This window comes from Arthrobacter sp. 01T414 (assembly GCF_056398965.1).
The window spans coordinates 42,744-62,933 of record NZ_JBFTQK010000001.1 but is presented as its reverse complement, the minus strand read 5'-3'; the positions used below and the strand labels follow the sequence as shown (position 1 = coordinate 62,933).

14 protein-coding genes are annotated in these 20,190 nt (G+C 65.4%); 4 read left to right on the top strand and 10 right to left on the bottom strand.

Annotated features, from left to right (window positions below; translation table 11 throughout):
• The first annotated feature begins 24 nt into the window (after positions 1-24).
• The 3 genes from AC1DK9_RS00235 to AC1DK9_RS00225 are packed head-to-tail and all read left to right on the top strand — an operon-like array spanning position 25 to position 3,149.
• Positions 25-1,425, top strand: a complete 1,401-nt coding sequence (locus tag AC1DK9_RS00235) for an MFS transporter (protein ID WP_476914654.1) — start codon at positions 25-27, stop codon at positions 1,423-1,425.
• A 39-nt stretch (positions 1,426-1,464) separates the two neighbouring features.
• Entirely contained in the window at positions 1,465-1,947 is a 483-nt protein-coding gene (locus AC1DK9_RS00230; protein ID WP_476861956.1) for a cation:proton antiporter regulatory subunit, read from the top strand.
• A gap of 5 nt (positions 1,948-1,952) precedes the next feature.
• On the top strand, positions 1,953-3,149 hold the full coding sequence (locus AC1DK9_RS00225) for a cation:proton antiporter (RefSeq protein ID WP_476914653.1): 1,197 nt from the start codon (positions 1,953-1,955) through the stop codon (positions 3,147-3,149).
• Between the two features lie 16 nt (positions 3,150-3,165).
• On the opposite strand, the gene dcd is transcribed toward AC1DK9_RS00225, so the two are convergent.
• The 4 genes from dcd to AC1DK9_RS00205 all read right to left on the bottom strand — a co-directional run bounded on the left by dcd (position 3,166) and on the right by AC1DK9_RS00205 (position 7,020).
• Positions 3,166-3,741 (bottom strand): dCTP deaminase, encoded by a 576-nt coding sequence (gene dcd / locus AC1DK9_RS00220; protein WP_476861954.1) that lies wholly within the window; start codon positions 3,739-3,741, stop codon positions 3,166-3,168.
• A gap of 65 nt (positions 3,742-3,806) precedes the next feature.
• On the bottom strand, positions 3,807-4,256 hold the full coding sequence (locus AC1DK9_RS00215) for an SRPBCC family protein (RefSeq protein ID WP_476861953.1): 450 nt from the start codon (positions 4,254-4,256) through the stop codon (positions 3,807-3,809).
• 125 nt (positions 4,257-4,381) lie between these two features.
• The gene (locus tag AC1DK9_RS00210) at positions 4,382-5,503 is read right to left on the bottom strand and encodes a glycosyltransferase family 4 protein (protein WP_476914652.1); all 1,122 of its coding nucleotides are present in this window, start codon (positions 5,501-5,503) and stop codon (positions 4,382-4,384) included.
• 143 nt (positions 5,504-5,646) lie between these two features.
• Positions 5,647-7,020 carry a glycerophosphodiester phosphodiesterase gene (locus AC1DK9_RS00205; protein WP_476914651.1) on the bottom strand — a complete coding sequence of 458 codons (1,374 nt, stop codon included), beginning with the start codon at positions 7,018-7,020 and terminating at the stop codon, positions 5,647-5,649.
• A gap of 304 nt (positions 7,021-7,324) precedes the next feature.
• Between AC1DK9_RS00205 and AC1DK9_RS00200 the strand changes: the two genes are divergently transcribed.
• Positions 7,325-9,187 carry a right-handed parallel beta-helix repeat-containing protein gene (locus tag AC1DK9_RS00200; RefSeq protein ID WP_476914650.1) on the top strand — a complete coding sequence of 621 codons (1,863 nt, stop codon included), beginning with the start codon at positions 7,325-7,327 and terminating at the stop codon, positions 9,185-9,187.
• On the opposite strand, the gene AC1DK9_RS00195 is transcribed toward AC1DK9_RS00200, so the two are convergent.
• From AC1DK9_RS00195 to AC1DK9_RS00170, 6 genes are all read right to left on the bottom strand, one after another.
• Complete coding sequence (locus tag AC1DK9_RS00195) at positions 9,116-10,339, bottom strand: O-antigen ligase family protein (protein ID WP_476914649.1); 1,224 nt, start codon at positions 10,337-10,339, stop codon at positions 9,116-9,118. The two genes, AC1DK9_RS00200 and AC1DK9_RS00195, sit on opposite strands and share 72 nt — an antisense overlap.
• A gap of 62 nt (positions 10,340-10,401) precedes the next feature.
• Entirely contained in the window at positions 10,402-11,841 is a 1,440-nt protein-coding gene (locus AC1DK9_RS00190) for a Wzz/FepE/Etk N-terminal domain-containing protein (RefSeq protein ID WP_476861949.1), read from the bottom strand.
• A 54-nt stretch (positions 11,842-11,895) separates the two neighbouring features.
• Positions 11,896-12,660 (bottom strand): CDP-alcohol phosphatidyltransferase family protein, encoded by a 765-nt coding sequence (locus AC1DK9_RS00185; RefSeq protein WP_476861948.1) that lies wholly within the window; start codon positions 12,658-12,660, stop codon positions 11,896-11,898.
• A 117-nt stretch (positions 12,661-12,777) separates the two neighbouring features.
• Complete coding sequence (locus tag AC1DK9_RS00180) at positions 12,778-18,297, bottom strand: PKD domain-containing protein (protein ID WP_476914648.1); 5,520 nt, start codon at positions 18,295-18,297, stop codon at positions 12,778-12,780.
• Entirely contained in the window at positions 18,290-19,588 is a 1,299-nt protein-coding gene (locus AC1DK9_RS00175; RefSeq protein ID WP_476914647.1) for a polysaccharide biosynthesis protein, read from the bottom strand. Before AC1DK9_RS00175 ends, AC1DK9_RS00180 begins: the two co-directional genes overlap by 8 nt.
• Positions 19,588-20,034, bottom strand: coding sequence for a DUF4352 domain-containing protein (locus tag AC1DK9_RS00170; RefSeq protein WP_476914646.1), 447 nt, complete (start codon positions 20,032-20,034; stop codon positions 19,588-19,590). The genes AC1DK9_RS00175 and AC1DK9_RS00170 overlap by 1 nt, the downstream gene beginning before the upstream one ends.
• Positions 20,035-20,190: the final 156 nt, after the last annotated feature.

Sequence of the window (20,190 nt, the reverse complement as noted above, 5' to 3'; positions counted from 1 at the left end):
GCCACGGACGGCTAACATCGGGCTATGAACTCTGCCAGCGCCCCCGAGGCCATGCGTCCGGCCTCGGAACTCGAGTCCGGCAGCCACGCCACCGGCAAGGGCCGGGTGGTGGCCTGGGCCGCCTGGGACTGGGGGTCCGCGGCCTTCAACGCGGTGATGACCACCTTCGTCTTCACCGTCTACCTGACCTCCAAGGCCTTCGGCGGCGAAGACCAAGCTTCGGCGGTCCTCGGCTCCGCCCTGGCTATCGCGGGGGCGGCCATCGCACTGCTGGCCCCGGTCACCGGCCAGCGCTCGGACAGCGGAGGCCGCCGCAAGCTGTGGCTCGGCGTCAACACCGCCGCCGTCGCACTCCTGACCGGACTCTGCTTCTTCGTTTTCCCGCGCCCCGAATTCCTGCTCCTCGGCGTCACGCTGATTGCGCTTGGCAACGTGTTCTTCGAATTTGCCGGAGTGAACTACAACGCCATGCTCGCCCAGATCTCCACGCCCGCCAACATCGGCAAGATCAGCGGATTCGGCTGGGCCTCCGGCTACCTCGGCGGCATCGTGGCGCTGCTGATCGTGCTGCAGCTCTTCGTCCAGCCCAGCATTGAATGGTTCGGCGCCTCCACCGAGGAGAGCCTGAACATCCGCCTCGTGGCTGTGTTCTCCGCGCTCTGGCTCCTCATCTTCGCGATCCCGGTGATGCTCGCGGTTCCGGAAGTGCCCAAGGCCCGGGGCTCCCGGCTGGGTTTCTTCGCCTCCTACGCCCTGCTCGTGCGCCGCATCCGCGCCATCTACCGGACCAGCCCGCACACCATCTTCTTCCTGCTGGCCAGCGCCATCTTCCGCGACGGGCTGGCTGCGGTCTTCACCTTCGGCGGGATCATCGCTGCCGGCACCTTCGGCTTCGAACTCAAGCAGGTCATCTTCTTCGCCATCTTCGGCAACGTCGTCGCCGCGGTGGGCGCGCTGCTGGGCGGCTTCCTGGACGACCGTGTGGGGCCCAAGGCGGTCATCATCGGCTCGCTCGTGGGCCTGCTCATTGCGGGAAGCGTGCTCCTTGCGCTGGGGAACGGAACCTATTCCTTCTTCGGTATGGACTGGGCGGGCAGCACGACGTTCTGGGTGTTCGGCCTGTTCCTGTGCCTCTTCGTGGGGCCGGCCCAGTCCTCCTCCCGTGCCTACCTGGCCCGGCTCGCCCCGCACGGTGAATCGGGCGAGCTCTTCGGCCTCTACGCCACGACCGGCCGGGCCGTCAGCTTTCTGGCGCCGGCGCTCTTCACCCTGTGCATCACGGTCGCGACGCCCCTGGTTGCCCCCGGCGAAGCGCAGCGCTGGGGAATTCTCGGCATCATGGTGGTCCTATTGGCCGGGCTGCTGGTGATGCTGCCCGTCAAGCCGCCGGGACGGACGGAAATCGCCGTCGTGCCCGGGGCCTGAACCTGCCCCAAAACTGCACCGGCACATTAGGCTGGAGGCATGAACGTGGATGAGACAGACCTTCCCGGCCTGGGCCGGCGCAAGGACTTCATGACCGCATCCGGACGCCGGATCGGCGTCGTCGAGTACCGCGAAGGCCAGACCGAGCTGATCGTCTCGACCTGGGACGATCCGGACACCTGCCAGGCCTCCATCCCGCTGACCGCCGACGAGGCCGCCGCCCTCGGCAACCTGTTGGGCGGACAGCGCCTGGCCATGCAGCTCTCCGAGGCGCACCGGGAAATTCCCGGGATCGTCACCCGGCAGTTCTCCATCGGCGCGGACTCCCCCTTCCAAAACCAGCCGATGGGCAAGGCCTGCATCCGGACCCGCAGCGGTGCCTCGATCGTGGCCATCATGCGCGAGGGTGAAGTCCTCCCCTCGCCCGGCCCCGACGTCGTCCTGCACCCCGGCGACCTGCTCGTCGCCGTGGGCACGCAAGAAGGTCTGGACACGGCAGCCAGCATCCTGCGCAACGGATAAGCGGCATGGATCCGCTCGCCCTGACCCTCATCGAACTGGGGGCCGTCGTGTTCTGCCTTGGCCTGCTGGCCAGGCTGGCCGGGCGGATCGGCATGTCCCCCATCCCGCTGTACCTCGTCGGCGGCTTGTTCTTCGGCGCCGGAGGCCTGGTCAAGCTGGAAGGGATGCACGAGTTCGCACATCTTTCCAGCGAGATCGGCGTCATCCTCCTGCTACTTATGCTCGGCTTGGAATATACGGCGTCCGAACTCGTGACCGGGCTGCGGCGCTCCTGGCAGGCCGGCGTGCTGGACCTTGTGCTGAACTTCCTGCCGGGTGCGGGCCTCGCACTGCTCCTGGGCTGGGGGCTGGTGGGGGCGATGGTGATGGGCGGCGTCACCTACATCTCCTCGTCCGGGATCGCGGCAAAGGTGATCAYGGACCTCGGCCGGATCGGTAACCGCGAGACGCCGGTGATCCTTTCCATCCTGGTGTTCGAAGACCTGGCGATGGCCGTCTACCTGCCGATCCTGACGGCCACGCTTGCCGGTGTCAGCTTCCTGGTGGGCCTGCAGACCGTGGGGATCTCCCTCGCCGTCGTCACGCTGGTGCTCGTGGTCGCCCTGCGCCACGGACACCACGTGTCCAAGGCCGTGCACAGTGAGAACTCCGAGGTCTTCCTGCTCAACCTGCTCGGCGCTGCGCTGCTCGTTGCCGGACTGGCCGCCGCCATGCAGGTCTCCGCGGCGGTCGGCGCGTTCATGCTCGGAATTGCGATCTCCGGTGCCACGGCCCACAGCGCCACCCGGATCCTCGAACCCCTGCGGGACCTCTTCGCGGCGATCTTCTTTGTGGTCTTCGGCCTCAACACTGACCCCACGTCCATCCCGCCGGTGCTCGGCTGGGCCCTGATCCTTGCCGTGCTGACGGCGGCGACCAAGATGATTACCGGGGTCTGGGCTGCCAAGCGGGCCGGGATCGCGCTGCCCGGCCGCTTCCGTGCCGGGGCGGCCCTGATCGCCCGTGGAGAGTTCTCGATTGTGATCGCCGGGCTCGCGGTGGCGTCCGGCGTCGTGCCCCACCAGCTCGCGGCACTGGCCACCGCCTACGTGCTGATCATGGCCGTAATGGGCCCGCTGGCGGCCCGGTTCGTGGAGCCGGTCGTGCGGATGCTGCGCCGGCCGGCCAAACGGACGCCCGTCCCGGTCCGGCCCGTCAGCTGAGGCCGTTCCGGACTGCCTAGATTTCGGTGCGGTGGAAGTTCAGGTGGCTGCGGCTCGCCGTCGGGCCGCGCTGGCCCTGGTAGCGGTTACCGTACTCGCCGGAACCGTACGGGTGCTCGGCGGCCGAGGTGAGCCGGAAAAAGCACAGCTGCCCGATCTTCATGCCCGGCCACAGTTTGATGGGCAGCGTGGCCATGTTGGAAAGTTCCAGGGTGACGTGTCCGGAGAAGCCCGGGTCGATAAACCCTGCCGTCGAGTGCGTCAGCAGGCCAAGGCGGCCCAGCGAGGACTTGCCCTCGAGCCGGGCCGCGATGTCGTCCGGCAGCGTGACGGTCTCGTAGGTGGAGCCGAGCACGAACTCGCCAGGGTGCAGGATGAACGGCTCCCCCGCGTCGACCTCCACCAGTCGGGTCAGCTCGGGCTGGTCCTCGGACGGGTCGATGTGCGCGTATTTGTGGTTATCGAAGAGCCGGAAAAAGCGGTCGATCCGGACGTCCACCGACGATGGTTGGACCATGTCGGGGTCGAACGGCTCCAGCACAATCCGCTGGGAATCGATTTCGGTACGAATGTCGCGGTCAGAGATCAGCACAGGATCAAAAGTACCCCAGGAAATGCCGGCCGGGCTGTGTGCGGCAACTGTTACCGCGACGGCGGCTAGGCTGCTTCCTGGACGTGTTCCAGCTCCAGCACGGATTTGAGCTGTTGCAGCTCAGCGACTTGAGCCTTCAGGGCCCGCTGGATGCTGGGGTACCTCAGGAGCACGGCCAGGCCCGGCCGGCACCGCAGGGCAAAGCGTACCCGTGTGCTGTCGCTCTCCGTGCTGAGGTAGTAACCGCCGTGCGGACGGACCGGTCCGGACACGACCTCAAACTCGATCTCAGCGCCGGGGCGGGTAGCGGTCAATGCGAAGTCCGCGTCTTCGGGCCCTCCGGCTCCGGCAAACAGGGGACGATAGACCGCGCCCTTGGAGCCGGACGCCCCGGAGATGAGCGTGACGCCGCGGATTCCGGGCCGCCAGGAGGGCAGATTGCGGGGGTCCAGCAGGAAGTTGTAAACGCTCATCGCGTCGCGCTGGATCACGACTTCGTACTCTGCAAAGGCCACGGAAATCCTAGGTTGACGGGCGGCTGATGGACGTAGCCCGTTCCCCGGAGACTGCAGCTAACCCACTCAGGGTATCCAGCCAGACCTGCCGCGGGCCCCGTGTACGGCGGGCCTTTACCGAAGAGTTACCCGGCAGGAGCCGGACGTGGCGGCGAATCAGCGCCGGGCCGGGGCAGATCTTCGCTGGCGGCGCGGAGGTGCTGCCGCATCCGCCGCACAGTGCCGGCCCAGGAGTATTTCTCCAGCACCCTCGACGTGCTGGCCGGGTCAGGTTCCGCGTCGAGGACCGATCTGATGCCCGCGGATGCGGCGGCCAGGTTGGTGGGATCGACGAACACTGCGGCTTCACCCATGATCTCCCTGAACACCGGGATGTCGCTTGCCAAGACCTTGGTCCCGAAGGAAAGGGCCTCCAAGAGCGGCATTCCGAATCCTTCGTCCAGGGACAGGAACACAAAGGCATCCGCCCGGGAGTACAGCCAGGCCAACTCCTCGTTGGAGGTGTATCCGAGGAAGCGGATCGCCCCCGACTCGACGGCCTCGCGTAGCCGTGGCGAAAACTCCGCAACCTTGCCGGATTCAGCGCCCACGACCACCAGCGGGTATTGCGCCGAGATCCGGCCGGATTCGAGTGCGGCGTCCAAGGTCATGCCCAGGTTCTTGCGGATGTTGAGCCGGCCAACGGACAGGATGAACCCGCGGACCCCGGCCAACTCAGTAACCGGCCGGGGGGCGGCATGAATAACCCCTGTGTTGGCGCCGAGCCCGATCGGATGGACCGGCTTACCCTTCGTCGAAAACCGCCGGATCCTCTGCGCCTCGTTCTTCGACGACGTGAAAATCATCTTTGCGCGGCGGGCCAACAGCGGCATAAATCCGAAGTACCGCCGCTCCGCAAATGTGAACCATTCGGGATTGGTCAAAAACAGGAAATCGTGGACAAAAACAACGGACGGGCCAAATGCAGGGGCGAAGTTGTGTGCGATCATCACGTCGGCTTTATGCCGCAGGTTCAGCAGCGGGAGTTCAAGAATCGCACTGACACCGTGCGGGGAAAGCCGCGTCGGGACCACCTGGACGTCCTTGCCAAGCTCGTTCCGCACGGCACCGACGTGCCTCCTCGGCACCGCCAGCACAATCTGGTCACCGGCGTAGTCGCGGCTCCACGTCAGCACGATTTGCTTGAGGACTTCCCGGTTCGAGGCCGGTCCGTCGACCCACCAGTGCCCGTCAAAAAGTACTTTCACTAAAGCTACCTTTCCCTGATGGGGTCGGAAGGATCATTCTGACCTGGCGGACTAAGCACCTATAGCGCCGACACATAGCTCAGAACCGGGGTCGGTTACCGACTCAGGACGCCCAGCCCCCGCTTTTCTAGCAGGATTCTCGCTTATCCGAGGCTGACTGTCACGTGCCGGAATTCGACTCCAGGTTGACCGCTGTAGTTTTTGCAGAGCGAGAAGTATCTTCCCTTCTCGGAAGAGTCGTCGACAGAAGCGACAGCCCCGCCTTCGTCCAGGCGTGCAATTCGGATTGAATCGGGGGAAACGTCCACCTGGAATTGCATCCATTCACCGACACCCGGTGGAACGGTGTGGACGGTGGCCAGCTTCGTGCTACCGGAGGCAGCCTCTGTCCGTCGGAAGAGGGCTAGGTCGCCGGAAGCGTCCATTGTCACGTGGTAACCGGAAGGCCCGGGCGACGTGGGCACATAGGGAGCGTCACTGTGCTGCCCGAAAGCAAGGCCTGCCCGGGCTACGGCGGAGGGTTCTCCAGTCCACCGCATGTTGAAGTTGACCGTGTACGTCCCGCTCGCCGCTGGCGCCATTGAGCCCAGACAGTAGCTGAGCGGCGGGTCGTTAGCCAGGAGCACGGATTGGGTTTCCGCCTTGATCAGCGGCTGGGCTGTCCAATTAAGGTTGGAGGGCAGGTCCCCTGCCGCGCGCAGGCCCGTCCCGAAGGCGTCTGCCATTCTCGGCGCGGCGCTTCCCATGACGTACGGGATGTTTGAACACATCATGCCCTGGACCCCCAAGCCCGTCAGCCGCTCGCGCATCCAGCGCGTGTGCACCTCCCAGCAGATGGTCGGTTTACCGAAAGCGACCAACTGCCGGATCTCATCGTCAGTGGCGTTGTGGAAGATGCCCAGCAGGTCGTGCCTGACGGCGTACCGCTGGAACTGGCCGCCTGAACCATCCATGAAATATCCCCAGGTCTTGTACCCGCGGTCCTGCGCCTCCCGGTACGACGGCGAGGCGGCTGGTTGTTTCCACACGAAATGTTCGGTTGGCTGCGGGTAGCTGTCCATGAGGTCCAACAGGTGCTTGGTATTCGTTCCCTGCTTGTCCTCGATGAAAATTACGTGTTTGGCTGCGTGCGCATCCAGCACGTCCTGGAGTTTTGGAATCTGCTCGAGAGGAGCCGCGGGGCCAAGCCATTGGCGCGCATCGGCCCGAAGCGCGGACACGGCGGCATAGTCCAGATCCTTGATCCGATGGTCCTGCCCGGTGAGCCGCAGCGTCGACTCATCGTGATGGCAGACAAGCACTCCGTCGCTGGTGGCATGGACCGAGACTTCGATCGCCGTTGACCCGGCGGCGATCGCCTGGCTGTAGGCGGCCGCCGTGTGCTCGGTCCAGTTATCCCCGGAACCCCGGTGCGCAACGAAGAACGGGGCGGAGCGGAGCAGGCCCTCGATCGTGTAGTTGTCGCCGGTAGGCTGGGATTTCGACGGCGCGCAGCCCCAGACAGGCAGCAGCAGCATAGAGCTCGCAGACAAAGCCACTAGCTGGCGCCTCGACAACCAGGGCCCCGCAGGCATGCATTCGCCAGAACTCAAAAGCTTCCTCCCCAGCCTCAAGCCGCCGTGATTTACTCAGCGTAGGCCCTGCGGGGAAAATTGCCGACAACGCCGCAGCAGGGGCGTCCGCCGTCGTGCTGAAGGCCGTTCGCCGCCCGATTTCGGCGCTCTGGACTTCTTCCGGATGCCCCGCCGCCATGCAACAATCGTCGGACGGTCTCTCGTTCTGCGGTCTCACCTTCAACCATTCCCACTCAAAGGACTGCGCATGGCTATCCTCAGATTCCGAGGCTCTTCCCGGCTGCACGTCAGGCGTCACGCCGTTGGAGCGGCAGCCCTCACCCTGATCGTGGCCGCCCCGCTCTTGGCGACGGCGCCGGTGCAGGCGGCGTCGGCAGGGTCGCGGCCATCCGCCGCTGTGACGGTCATAGACCCGCCGCCCGCCATGGACCTTTCAGGCACCCGCATCGCGGCAGGTTCGCCGACGGTGGGTTCGACGGCGTACCCGGTACCAACAGGCGCCCTGTTCGTTTCCCCCAACGGATCGGACTCGGCGCCCGGCGCGTCGGCCAACCCCGTGCGGACGGTCGCTCGGGCCATTGCCCTGGCCGCCAGCGGACAGACGATTGTGCTGAGGCAGGGGCAGTACCACGAGACCGTTACCGTCCCGGCGAATAAGCGATTGATCATTCAGCCGTATCCCCACGAGGCCGTGTGGTTCGACGGAAGCGTCCCGGTGCAGAACTGGGTGGCGAGCGGAAATGCCTGGGTTGCCAGCGGCTGGACCGCACGATTTGATGCGAGCCCCACGTACACCCGTGGCGCGCCCGACGGCAGCGCCGCCAACTGGACCTTCGTTAACCGCGCGCACCCGATGGCCGCCCACCCGGACCAGGTCTGGATCGACGGGAAAGCCCTCGCCCAGGTCCAGGCATTGGACCAGGTCAAAGCGGGGACCTTCTTCGTCGACTACGCCGCCAAGAAGTTGTATGTCGGGAGCAACCCGGCGGGTCACAGCGTCCGCGCCAGTGACATTTCCAAGGCTGCGACCCTCCAAGGCGGGGGCACCGTTGTCCGGGGCGTTGGGTTCCGGCGGTATGCGCCGTCGATCCCGGATATGGGCGCGGTCACGGCGGAGAAGGACGGCGTCACGATCGAAAACGTCGCCGTCATTGACAATGCAGGCACCGGCATCCATGCCGTCGGCGCCAACATCACCTTCCGTAACCTGACCCTGGCCCGCAACGGGATGCTGGGCGGCAGCGCCAGCACGGCGGACAACTTCAAGGCCACCTCGGTGCTGGCCTACGGCAACAACACGGAAGCGTTCAACCAGTCCCCCGTAGCAGGCGGCTTCAAAGTGACCCGCTCCCGCACGGTCAAGTTCAGCAACAGTTCGTTTGTGCGCAACGCCGGCCCCGGGCTCTGGCTGGACGAATCCGTCTACAACGGTGTCATCACGCGCAACGACTCGATCGCCAATCTGGGGCATGGCCTGACGATGGAGATCTCAGCCAAGTTCCTGGTCGCCGACAATTACATCGCCGGGAATCTGGGCAACGGCGTCAAGCTCAATGACACCAGCAACGTGGACCTGTGGAACAACACCGTCAGCGGCAATGGCCGGAACTTGAATATCGTCCAGGACAGCCGCCGGGCCAGTAACCGTTCCTTGCCCGGCCACGACCCACGCCAGGCGTTCCCCGACCCGACGATGACATGGATCAACACCAAGATCGCCGTCCGCAACAACATACTTGCCGGCGGGACCGGCAATTGCCTTCTTTGCGTGGAGGACTACTCCCACCAGTTCAGCGCCGAACAACTCGGGATATCGGCCAAGGGCGACGTCTACCAGCGCCCCTCGGCCGGCAGCCCAGCGTGGGCAGTCGTGTGGTCGCGGGGGCCGGGCAATCCCGCCGTGTTCACGACCGTCCCAGCCTTCAAGTCGGCCACCGGGCAGGAATCCTCCCACTTCGTAGTGGACGGCCGGCCAGCCCTGAACGGCTGGCAGCCCACCTCCGAGGTCACGGCCAGGGACGCGACTGTCGCGCAGCCCCTACCGGCGGTCGTAGCGGCCGCCCTGGGAAGGAACGCGGGCGTGCAGCACCTGGGGGCCTGGCTGGCCTGATCCGCCCCATTTTTGTTCGGGTCCGACAGCCTGGCCCGTGGTCCTGACACGCTCAACCAGCAGCGAAACCGTCAGGAAAACGATGAAGGGCACGTTGGAATCGACGAGGCCGTTCTCGAGGAAGCTCCGAATCAGGATGAAGGCCAGGATCGGGGTGGTGATCGAGCGGACACCCCTCGCCGACAGGCTGCCGAGCACTGCGGAGAGTGACCAGGCCGCCAGTACCGCGGTGCCAATGACACCGGCCTGGGCCAGCGCGGAGATCCAGCTGCTGTCCAGCACTTGGTCCTGCCAGTACTGGCCCTCCACGGCTACTTGTTTTACGGACAGCCCCGCGCCCACCCACCGCTGCCAGGTCTCCGGCGGCGTACTGAGCACGGTGTCCCACGCGATCGTTCGGGCGTTGAGCGTCAGCAAGTCCGCGCCGGCCGCATCTCCTCGCTCCAGGATGCTTGAAACCAGCGGGGTCTCCGTCACAACAAAGAACGCCGTGGGGACCAGCGCGATGAGGGCCAGCCCGGCACCGACGCGAAGCCGCCGGGCGTGCAGCAGGATCAACACGCATGCCACGGCAAAAGCAAAAAGACCCGTCCTTGACCCGGTCATCCATACGGCAGCCAGCAACGCGGCCAGAAGCGGAAGACCCGTCCTGTTCTTCATGCTGCCAATACTCAGTTCGTGCACCACGCCCAGGGCCGGCAACCCGCAAAGGAGAGAAATTTCGTTGGGGTTCAACGGCGGGAACACACCGTAGATCCGCCCCTCAACCCCCAGGGTTTCCAGCCCGGACACGGTCGCGCACAGCCCCACCAGGGCCATCATTGCCAGCAGCGACTGCAACAGCGTTCGGGCAGGGAACGTGCCGGCCAGCAGCACAATGGTTACGGCGATGAGCACCACCCGGACGGTCAGTATTAGCGACGCCGGTACGTTGCCGTCCGAGATCGCCCCTAGGACCGAGACCGACACATAGACCATGAGGAAGGCCAGCGTCCGGCCGCCGGCCCGCAGCCTGCCCTGGCCGCGGCGGAAGCTCCAGGCTGCGGCTGCCAGCGCCGCAAGCCCCACGACGGCCTTGATGACCACCACGGGATCCAGCCCGCCGGAAAAATAGACTCCCCTTCGCCAGGAAACGACACTTGCCAGCGTCAATAGCCACACAATGTACGGCGCGGCGCTTCTCCGCGGCTCGAGGGCGCCGGGCAGCGGCGGCATCACCGGTACTCGTGGACTCTTTGCAGCTCAAACTGCAGATCGGTATCGCGGAAGTCGCCCGACCGCCATCCGTCGGTGACGGGCACGCGCCGGGAACCCGGCACCGACGTCATGACAACACCGAGGGGCCGCAGCCCGAATGCCTTCACTTCGGCCAGCAGGCGGGCGAGGTCGCGCTTGCGGGTTGTCCCGTGCTCCACGGCCAGCAGAACACCGCCCGCAGATGGAGCCACCATCGCGAGACTCAGTGCAGCCGAACGCGGACCGGCCTCCGCCAGAATCACGTCAAAGCTTTCGCGGAGCCTGTTGGCCACCATGGGGAACCGCTTTTGCGTGACGAATTCGCTGGGTGCGGCAGCCTTGGAGCCAGCCGGCAGAATCTGGAATTGGCCATCGGCACTTGGGGTAAGCGCCTCGACCAACTCGCACTTTTCGCTGAGCAGATCTGCCAGGCCACGGGTACCGGACGGCAGCGCAGCGTCGTCCGCTGAGCCGGCCGGCGGCTCCGATTCCAGCAGGCAGACGGCTCTGCCAGTGCTGGCGAGGGTCGCGGCCAGTTCCTGCCGCAACGAGTACTGCGCCTGCCAATCGAGTTCCGAGACGAGGACCAACAAGTTCGGCAGCCTGCCGCCGGCAACAAGCTGCAGGTTGGTTACCAGATCCTGGTGGGACCGGGTCTCATCCTGGGCCGACCGGCGCCGGGACGGGATGACAGTTTGGCGGCGGCCCTTGCGGTTCAACACACCGAGGACCGGCAGATCGCTGGCCGCTCGAACGTCATCGGCAGTGCGGATCCGTTGGCCGAACCGCTTGCCAAGAACCGCCGTCGCGAGCCCCAGCGAGAGTCCTATCAGAACCCCCAAGGCGCCGTTCAGCGGCAGGCTTGGAGAGGTCCTGCTCGAGGGCGGGGAGGCGGGAACCGTCTGCACAAGCGAGACGGCGGAAGTAGCTTCGCCTTTGGCCGTCTCCAATACCCCGACCTGCACAGCCAGGTTCTTGGCGACCGCGTTGGCCACTGCGGCCGCCTGTTCGGCGGAGCTGTCCTCGGCCTGCACCTTCAGGAAGAACGTATTGGTCGGGTTGGCAGCCGAGACACGAGCCTGCAGGTCCTCCAGCGAGCCGCCCAGTTTGAGCTCCGCCATGACGGGCAGGAGCACATCGGGGCTCTGCACGACGGCGGGATACGACTTCACCCGTTGAAGGCCGAACTGGGAACGCTCGTAAAGGGAACCTGTCTTGGAATCAACCTTGAGAAAGAGAGTCGCTTCTCCGGTGTAAGTCGGCGGGATGCGCTGAGTAATGAGCCCCGCCAGCCCTCCTCCGACCAGGGTGCAGACCAGGATCAACAGCCAGCGTTCCCGAAAAGCCTTCAAATAGTCGGATAGCTCCATGAGATTTTCCCGATCGCAGTTCCCGTCCCACTGGGGTTTGTAGTACATAGCATTACATCCAAACTAGTAATTGACGAGGAAAAGTGCGCAGAAACCGCCAGGCTACGCTTTAGCAAATGCCCGTACTTCCCGGAACCACTTCGGGAGGGCCAGGCCGAGAAATACGATGTTCGCGATTAGCAGTGCGGCATAGACAGTGATGAAGGCCTGYGGCAGCCAAAGCAGGCCGAACACCACGATCATCAGGCCATAGTCGGTGGGGACAACAGCCAGTGAATACCACACGGACGAGCGCCCCTCCCCCTGAAGGAACATCGCTGAGCTGCCGCGGTGCTGGCGGCGCAACTGGTCCGTCAGGATGACCGCGAAAAAGAACACGGACGACACGACGGTGTAGGCCAGGGGAACCAGATACCAAGCAGCGTCCAACTTGTAGAACTGCCACCAGCACAAGAGGACCGCTATGTGCAGGAGATTGGCTTTGAAAGCATCGACCACATGATCCAGCCATTCGCCGGCGAAGGTACCCCCGCCGCGCAAGCGGGCCAGTTGCCCGTCGGCTGAGTCGAGCGCGTACCCGGCCATGAGCAGGAAAACCGCGGCAAGAGACGTAAATGCCCGGGGAGGCGTGGCGGCCACAATCAGCAGGCCGAAAAATGTCAGGCCCGCGCTTATCGCCGTCACTTGATTCGGTGTCATCTTCCAGGCATATGCCAGCGCGGCGAGGGGCCTTCCCAGCGGCCGATTAATGTACCGGGAGTATGCCGGAGCACCTTTCGTTGTTTTCTGTGCCGTCCTCAGCGTCTCTAAAGCGACCCTGAAAACCTGGATGGAGCCCAGGCGGGAAATGTTCAGTGCATTCGACATTCCGGTCCTTCCTTGGATAAACAATTCACCGTTCTTCCGGTGGCAACTCAGCTCCCCGGGGGCCGAGGCCTCAGGCGGTCTTGCCCGCCTGAGGCCTCGGCTGGATAGCATCCCGGGCTATTGGTCCGCGCTCTCCCCGGCCCACCAGTTGTCCCACGAGGCGACGACTGGTGCAACGGTTGCGGACCCGGAGAGGTAGGAGAACAGTCCGACGGAGCCTGCTACCTGTAGGCCGGCAGTGGAGTCGGTGCCCGTCTTCGTCCAGGTCGCGGGCTCCGGAGTGCCCGCCTTCCAGACCTTGGCTTTCACCGTCGTCGGGGATGTTCCCGTTACCTGCACCCGAATGTTCAGGAGGTCTCCGACTTGGTAGGTGAGCCCTGAGACCACCGACTCGGCCGCCACCATGGTGCCGACCCCGGAGGTGTTCACACGGAACAGGCCCAGGGTGACTCCCCCGTTGGCCAGCAGGTTGACCTTGGCGCGGTAGTCGCCTTGCCCGTCAACGCTGCGGCCAATGACGGACAGATTGATTCCGCCGCCTGTCGGCGCCTTGTCCACTCCAACGGCCACCCGAATCTCGGCGTCAGTCTGGCTTACCGACTTCTGGAAGATGGAAGGGCCCGATCCCGGACCCGCCATGCGGATGTTCCCCTTTCCGTTGGTGACCGAGAAGTTGCTGGCACTGGAAGTGCTAGTCCAGGCGCCGCCCTGGTCGGCAGAACCGAAGCCGCCGGTGACGGTCCGGGAGAACGTATCTTGGGAGAAGCTCCGCTGCGTCACCACCACCTGGGCATTCTTGGTGGAGCTTGCCCCTTGATCATCGGTGGCCGTGAGGCGGACAGTAAACGTTCCGGGCTTCCCGTAGCGGTGCGACGCGGTCACTCCCGTGCCGGTTGCCCCGTCACCGAAGTCCCAGGCGTAGCCGACTACCGATCCGTCGGAATCCGTCGACGTAGAGCCGTCGAAGGAAACCTGCAGGCTGCCCGCCGAATTGGTGAAGGCCGCCACCGGAGGGGTGTTCGGCGCCGCTGTGGCCGTGACCCGGTGCGTGACCGAGTTGGTCGCCCCGGAGTTGTCGGTCACCGTAAGCACGGCGTCGTAGTCGCCCGCGGTTGCATAGCTGTGGGTCGCCGTGGCGCCCGTCCCCGTCGCGCCGTCCCCGTACGCCCACTCGTAGCTGCTGATGGTCCCGTCCGAATCGGTGGAAGCCGATCCGTCGAAGCTGACCTTCAAGTTCTGCACCTGGGACGTGAATGCCGCCACCGGGGCTGCGTTCGCGGGCGCTGAGGCCGTCACCTTATGGACGATGAAGTCCGTTGCTCCCTTGTTGTCAGTGACAGTCAGAGTGACCGAGTAATCGCCGGCGCTGACGTAGTTGTGATTCGCCGTCGCCCCCGTTGCCCCGGTTCCGTCGCCGAAGTCCCACGCGTAGCCGGCGATCGTGCCGTCCGGATCGGATGAGGCTGCGCCGTCGAACTGTCCGCTCAGCCCGTTGACCACACTCGTGAACGAGGCGACCGGCGGCGCATTTGGCGGTGGGGCGGCTGTCACTGTGACCGCGTGGACCACGGCGTCCCGGGCACCCTTGTTGTCGGTGACCGTCAGGGTGACGTTGTACGTTCCCGCCGCGCCGTAGGCATGCGCGGGCGCGGCCCCGGTTGCGGTTGACCCGTCGCCGAAGTCCCACGCGTACGCGTCGATCGTTCCGTCCGGATCGGACGACGCCGATCCGTCGAAGGCGGCCCGGAGATCGGTGGTGGTGAACGCGTAGGCCGCCGTCGGTGCCCTGTTGGGTGCAGGGGCGACCGTGACGTCGTGGGCGATCCGTGCCTGGCCGCCGCGGTCATCGGTCACCGTCAGTGTGACGGTGTATGTGCCGGCAGCCGCGTAGCTGCGGTGCGCGGTTACCCCGGTCCCGGTTGAGCCGTCACCGAAGTCCCAGCTGTAGTCCACGATCTGCCCGTCAGAGTCGCTTGAAGCCGAGGCGTCAAAGGATCCGTCAAGGCCCTGGATGGCCGGGGTGAAGGCAGCGGTGGGCAGCACGTTTGGCGGCCGTTCCACGGTCACCTCCCGGGTGGTGGTGCTGGTCCCGGCCCGGTTGTCCGTCACGGTCAGCGTCACGGTGTACTTCCCCGGATTCAGGTAGGTGTAATCCGTGTTCACGCCCGTCGCTGTGTGCCCGTCACCGAAGTCCCAGGCGTAGTCCACCAAGGTGCCGTCCGGATCGTGGGACGCCGCTGCATCCACGGATACCTTGAGGTTCGCCACCGAAGCGGTGAAATCCGCCGACGGCAGCTGGTTAGGCGGTTCCGTGACAGTTACGTCGTGGGAGACCGTCGATTTCCCGCCGCGGTTGTCGGTAACGGTCAGCTTGACGACGTACGTGGAGGCAGCCGTGTAGCTGTGGGTTGCCGTGGCCCCGGAGCCCAACTGGCCGTCACCGAAGTCCCAGGCATAGTCCGCAATCTGCCCGTCAGGGTCGCTGGACTGGGTGCCGTCCACTGTGACGTTCAGGTTGTCGCCCGTGGAGGTGAACCCGGCGACAGGCAGGACGTTGGCCGGTGCGGCCAGGTTGTAGTGGGCAGCCACCCGATCTGCGCTCAGCGCCTTCGAGTACACCGCTACTTCGTCGATGGTGCCCTCGAAGTAGGGGCTGGACGATCCCCAGGTCGTGTCCCCGCCGACGCGCCAGTAGCCGGTGTAGGGCTGGGCTTGCGTCTGCGGGTTGGTTCCCACCAGGGCGCCATCGAGGAACAGCTTCATCCCGTCACTGGACTGCTCGGCGACCATGTGATGCCATTTGCCGTCGTTGTAGGCGACCGGGGTGATGATCAAGTTCGGCTGGCCTGTCCAGACTCCGAAGGCGAGAGTGCCGTCGTCCTGCATGTAGACGTGGCGGTCGTAGTTACTGGACAGTCCCGTGTTGCTGTTGCCAAAGCCGATGATCTTGCCGCCCCGGGTGGTGGTCGTCTTGAACCACGACTCGAGGGAGTAGCTCGTCGGATTGGTGAGCGAGCTTTGGCCGGCAACTGCTGCGTCCTGGCCGTTGAAGCTGGCCGCTGTTCCGCTGTAGCCCGGGATCACGCCGGTAGCGCCCTTGGTTACGCCGCCCTGGTAGGCGCCGTTGTTGCTGGACTGGCTGGAGTCCGCAGCCACGTTGCCTGCCGACTCGTCCAGCCTCCAGTAGAGATCCGGCTGGTCGGATGTTACGGACGTTCCGTAGGCGTCCGTCGGCGCCGGGGGAAGGCTCGATTCCCGGCCGCTCGCAGTGAAGTGCGAGAGGACTGTCTGCCGTGAAAGCACCGTCGGGTAGATGGCAACATCGTCGATGGCACCGGCGAAGTAGGAGCTGTCCGGCTGGTTGGGCCAGCCTCCGAGGTTGTCGCCGCCGATGCGCCAGTAGCCGTTGTAGGCCTGGCCGGAGGTAACGTCGCTCCTTTGACCCGCGGGGACCCCGTCGATGAACAGGTGCATTCCGTCAGCGCCCAGGCTGGCGGTGACTTGGTGCCACTGTCCGTCGTTGTAGGTGTTGCTGGTGCTCAGTGTCTGGACCCCTCCGGGGTAGACGCCAAACCAGATATGCCCTGCGTTATCCATGTAGATGTGGCGGTCGTAGCTCCCCGAGTTTCCGGTTGCCGAGGCGCCAAAGCCGAGAATCTTTCCGCCCCGCGTGCTGGTGGTGTTGAACCATGCTTCCGCCGTGAACGTGTCGGGCCCCGGAGCGGCGCCCCGGGTGGCAGCGAACCCGGCGCCGGAGCCGTCGAAGTTCGACGCCGCGTCGTTGGGAATGGCGCCCGCCGCACCGCGGGTGACTCCGGTGCCGGCGTCGGCATCCGCGAAGGAGGCGTTGTCGAAGACGACGGACCCGGTGGGCTCATTCAGCGGCCAGTAGTTCGTGGCCCCGTCGGCGATGATCTTCCGGGCGTAGGCGCTGGGCGTGGCCGAGGAAACTACGACCGCATCCGACCGGCTGCCCGTGTAATTGTTACCCGACGGATCTTTTACCCGGACACGGTAGGTGTGGCTGGAGCCCGGCACGAGGCCGGTGTCCGTGAACCCTAGCTGAGGCAGCGCCCACCACGGTGATTTGGCGTCGATGCTGAACACCGGGACCGTGCCGTTGTCGCGCAGCACTTCGTAGGTCAGAGTGCCGTCGTCGATATCCGAGGTGCCGGTCCAGGCAACCCGGGTTGTCCCTGAGTTGAGGGACAGAACGGAAGGCTTCATCGGGCTGTAGGCCGGCCCCACCTTGTTGGGGGCGACGGATCGCTTCGCGAAGGTGGCGAGGCCCTGCTGGTTCTGCCCGTTTACCCGCGTGAATTCACCACCCATGACGAGGTAGGTTCCGTTGTTGGCCAGCGCCCAGCCGCCCTGGTACATGCCCGTGTAGCTGCCGGCGTTGACTTCGGGGTACCACGGCAACTGCGTGGGTACCGGCTGATAGGCGTAGTTCATGTTTGACCCGGGGGCCCCCTGGTCAGTACCGGTGGCGAAGGTCGTGTCGGCCGTGGCCCGCTTCCAGATCTGCGGGTCGTGATCGGCGAACGTGCCAACCGACGTGCAGTCGTGGGCATGGCCCACGGAGTACATGACCTGGTCCATGACGGACACACCGTACGTGGCGCCGTAGCAGTTGTTCAGCCAGAGCAGGTCGCCGGTAGCGAAGTCAGCGGCGAACCGGCCGTCGAACCAGTGCCCGCCCTCGCCGTCTGCGCTGGCGTAGACCACGCCGCCGACCAGGGACAGTTCGGTGACTCCGGAGCGGTTGGTATCCTGCCGCGTTGGAATGGGGCGGCTGGTCCAGGGAAGCAGCCCGCCGCTGGCGCCATCCACGGCCCCGATGCCGACAACGGGCGAACCGTTGAGCTGCTGGAAGCGGCCGCCGACGACGACCCTGCTGCCGTCCGGCGCGGCCACGACGGCCTCTACGATGTCGTCGGACGCGGGATTCCACGGCAGCAGTGCGCCTGCGGCGGTGGTGAACGAGGCCATGTTGCGGCGGGTCGCGCCGCCGGCAACACCGAATGATCCGACGACATAGACCGCGGTGTTGCTCGCCGCGACGTTCCAGACCGAACCGTTGACGGTCGGCTTGAAGTTGGGGTCGAGCGCGCCGGTGGCGGCGTCAAAGGCCGCAACTTTGCCGCGTGTGCTGCCCGAGACGGTGGTGAAGTCGCCGCCCAGGTAGATCTTCTTTTCATCCGGCGAGACTTTGATGGTCCGGGCCTGGGCGTTCAGGTTTGGGTTCCAGGGCAGGATTGCCCCCGTCAGGATGTTGAACGCCATCGCATTGTTCCGGGTAACTTCGTTGGTACCCGCCGCGGAGCCCGACGGTCGGGCCTTGGTGAAGCTGCCCACCGCGTAGGCCGTGTTGCCGATGACCGCCGTCTTCCATACGACGCCGTTGATCTGTGGGGTGGGCAGCACATCGCCGCTCACTGTTGGTGGGAGTTGGGGTGGCGGCGGGGGGTTGTCCGCTGCCGCGGCGGCCCCGGCGCTGAAGAAGGCAGCAATGACGACGGCTGCGGTTGCGCCCGCGAGGCCCCGGATGGAACGCCGGAAGCCGATATCGCCCGCCTTCCTGGCCGACGCCCCCCTGAACGAGTGTTCCTGCGCTGGATACTTACTGCTATGCACGATGTGCCACCTTTCGAGACCGCGGATATTGAACTACTGCCTGTGATTGAATTTCGGAAGTAAGCAGGGGCCGGATGAGCAACCTGCGTATGAGGGGCCCTCCCAGCAAGGAGCCCACCGCCATCAGCGCCGGAACCAAGGTGTATCCAGCTGTGAAGGCGACGAAAGCTCCGGCGAGCATGAGGGATAAAACGGAGTCCACCAGGCGCAGGCCGAGGACGCCTGCCTGTTTTCCCCGGACGGCGGCTAGGGCACCGTACGGCGTTACTGCCGCCACGGAGGTGGCGTAGGCGATCCACCCGAGGACGGCCGCCGCATCGGGTTGCTGCCCGGCCACCACCCTGCCGATGCTGGGCAGCGAAGCCATGGCGATGATGCCGGCTCCCAGCGCGACGACGGTCAGCACGGCCACACCCCGGTCTGCCCTCCGCAGCAGCTCCTTCATCGAAACGGTGTGTTCCCGGGCGAAGGCTGCAAAGAGGTACGAAGATGCCCCGCTGACCATCAACATGATCGGCGCGACGTAGATCCGCGCGACCTCTAGGTGACCGGTCGCGGCCAGTCCGACCATGAGGGTGACCGTCACCCGAACGGCCGTCAGCAGTGCGGGGCGGACGGCCTGCTGGAGGGACCGCCAGATCCCGTACCGTGCCACCTCCGGGGAAAACTTACGGGCCCTGGCAACGAGGTAGCGGTCGCTTTTCGGCAAGAGCACGATCCCGACCGCAAGCGCCGCCAATTGCCCCCAGATCAGGGCCGCGAAGAAGGAGGTCAGGTCAAGCGGACCGGCAGTTGCGGCCAAGCCCAAGGCCGCCAGGGCCCCACCGAGCCCGAACAGGTCAACCACCACGATCTTCCAGAACAGGAGGTGCGCCATGAGCAGCCGCCTCACTGTGTCCTCGAGGACGAAGGCGATGATCGCGCCCCCGAAGATCCAGGCTCCGGACGGCGCCAGCAAACCCGAAGCCAGCGCGACCACGGCGCCGCACAGGCCGGTCCCAAGGCTCAGGCCGAGGCACCAGAGCTGAAGGGTGAACCTGATCGACGAGTCGCGGCGGTCCAGTACGGTCAGGGTGTCGCCCACGAAACCGCTCACGATCGCGGTGATCAAAAGAATGACGCCGTACAAGATGGCGAATTGCCCCAGGCCATCGAGCCCGAGAGTCCTCACCGCCAGAAGCTGCAGTCCAAAGCTTGCGAGCGCCTGGGATCCTTGGGCCGCGACACCGCCCGCCATCCCCCGGCCGCCGGTGGCGGCCGGGTTCTTTTGCTGGACCTTGTGACTGCCCACTACCGTGGCAGGTTTCCGCTGAGGGCAGCCGGCGTGTGGGCGCCGTCGATGTCTACGAAAAGCGTTCCGGCATCCGCGTCTTTCGGGATCAGGAATGCGTATCCACGGACCTGACTTTCACCGGCCTTGATGGTGCCGCCGAAGTCGGCCTCGTCAGCGCCGTCGTAGAGCGGCGCAGCTGCAATATTTTGCCCTCCGTACCGCAGGGTAACGACGACGTTGGATACCGCCAGGTCCTTGCTGGCGCCGTTTTGAATGGTCACATCCATGTGCACGAAGGGCGCCCCCGTTATTGAACCTGGGCCAGTGGCCGTCACCACACCGCCGCGCAGGCCGCCCACGGACACCACCACTCCGTCGTCGTATTTTGCCGGCGAGGTCCCGAAACCGCCCGCCACGGCTTTGGCCTTTGCCGCAGCAGGCTTTTCGTTATCCCGCTTAACCACGGGTGCACCCTTGGAACCATCGACGAATCCCGGGCCGCCTGGCGGCAACGTCGGTCCTTCCGCCGTGGGCTTGGGGTCACTGGCTCCGGCGTCTGAGTGCGACACAGTACCGGCCTGCCCGACACCCAACGTGGAGGGAGCGTTGCAGCCCGACAA

What these genes read in the sequence shown, in the direction of transcription:
- AC1DK9_RS00235 (WP_476914654.1), top strand. Translation starts at nt 25, where the DNA reads ATGAACTCTGCCAGCGCCCCCGAGGCCATGCGTCCGGCCTCGGAACTC.
- AC1DK9_RS00230 (WP_476861956.1), top strand. Translation starts at nt 1,465, where the DNA reads ATGAACGTGGATGAGACAGACCTTCCCGGCCTGGGCCGGCGCAAGGAC.
- AC1DK9_RS00205 (WP_476914651.1), bottom strand. Translation starts at nt 7,020, where the DNA reads ATGCTGCTGCTGCCTGTCTGGGGCTGCGCGCCGTCGAAATCCCAGCCT.
- AC1DK9_RS00200 (WP_476914650.1), top strand. Translation starts at nt 7,325, where the DNA reads ATGGCTATCCTCAGATTCCGAGGCTCTTCCCGGCTGCACGTCAGGCGT.
- AC1DK9_RS00190 (WP_476861949.1), bottom strand. Translation starts at nt 11,841, where the DNA reads ATGTACTACAAACCCCAGTGGGACGGGAACTGCGATCGGGAAAATCTC.